The sequence below is a fragment of the Bradyrhizobium sp. NBAIM03 genome (assembly GCF_020194055.1).
GTDB lineage: Bacteria > Pseudomonadota > Alphaproteobacteria > Rhizobiales > Xanthobacteraceae > Bradyrhizobium > Bradyrhizobium yuanmingense.
In genome coordinates this window covers 1-444 of sequence record NZ_JADYVS010000158.1, presented here as the reverse complement: position 1 = coordinate 444, position 444 = coordinate 1, and the positions used below count along the sequence as shown (strand labels likewise).

Annotated in this window: 1 pseudogene; it reads right to left on the bottom strand. The window is 64.0% G+C overall.

What is annotated here, in order from left to right:
- Nucleotides 1-154: 154 nt before the first annotated feature.
- Nucleotides 155-444 (bottom strand): annotated as a pseudogene (locus I6F21_RS37865) (NADP-dependent oxidoreductase); the annotation flags it as partial.

Sequence of the window (444 nt, the reverse complement as noted above, 5' to 3'; positions counted from 1 at the left end):
GAGGCTGGCGGCCATGCTGTCGGGCCGCTTGGCTTGCGTGGTTTCAGGTGCGTTCATGGTGTCTCCTTCACGCGTTCGTTGTGGGTGGGGCCATTCTGTGGCGGCCCTCGCCCGGCGGACTGTCAAGCGATTGACAGTCCGCATCCGGCTCAGCTCAAACCAGCTTGACGAGTTGCTTGCCGAAGTTCTTCCCCTTCAGCAGGCCCATGAACGCTTCCGGTGCGCTCGCCAAGCCCTGTGCCACGCTCTCGCGGAACTTCAGCTTGCCCTGGGCCACGAAGCCGCCCAGCTCGCGCAGTGCTTCCGGCCACACGTCCATGTGTTCAGAGACGATGAAGCCCTCGATGGTCAGACGCGACACCAGGATCAACTGCGGGTTCTGCAGCGGCAGCGGCTGACCGTCGTAACCGGCGATCATGCCGCACATGGCAATGCGGCCGAACG